1 protein-coding gene is annotated in these 551 nt (G+C 46.6%); it reads left to right on the top strand.

Translation table 11 applies throughout. From position 1 onward, the window contains the following. Positions 1 to 551, top strand: a 551-nt coding sequence (locus tag N7931_RS19360) for an NAD(P)-binding domain-containing protein (RefSeq protein ID WP_262795983.1), incomplete at both ends; no start/stop codon positions are given.

Here is a 551-nt window from a genome sequence, read left to right as displayed (position 1 = left end):
GCTTACAACCGTAGTTACGACAAAGTTGAAAAATTCTTAAACGGCCGCGCAGCAGGTAAAAACATCCGCGGTGCACAAAGCGTAGAAGAACTTGTAGCCTCATTAGAAAAACCACGCAAAGTCATGTTAATGGTAAAAGCAGGGCAAGTAGTTGACGACTTTATTGAACAACTTATCCCACATTTAGAAGCCGGCGACATCATCATCGATGGCGGTAACTCACATTTCCCAGATTCAGACAGACGTACAGCCTATTTAGCCGAAAAAGGTCTGCATTACATTGGCTCAGGTGTATCAGGTGGTGAAGAAGGCGCATTAACCGGTCCATCTATCATGCCAGGTGGCGACAAAGCCGCATGGCCACACGTAAAAGACATCTTCCAAGGCATATCAGCCAAAGTTGCAGACGACAACGGCAACCTAACCGTCCCTTGTTGTGACTGGGTAGGTGATGGCGGTGCAGGTCACTTTGTCAAAATGGTTCACAATGGTATCGAATACGGCGACATGCAACTTATCTGCGAAGCCTACCAACTAATGAAAACCGTACT

Source organism: Catenovulum sp. 2E275 (genome assembly GCF_025515275.1).
Classification (GTDB): Bacteria; Pseudomonadota; Gammaproteobacteria; order Enterobacterales; family Alteromonadaceae; genus Catenovulum.
The sequence above is the reverse complement of the archived record's forward strand: the minus strand, read 5'-3'. Positions and strand labels throughout refer to the sequence as shown.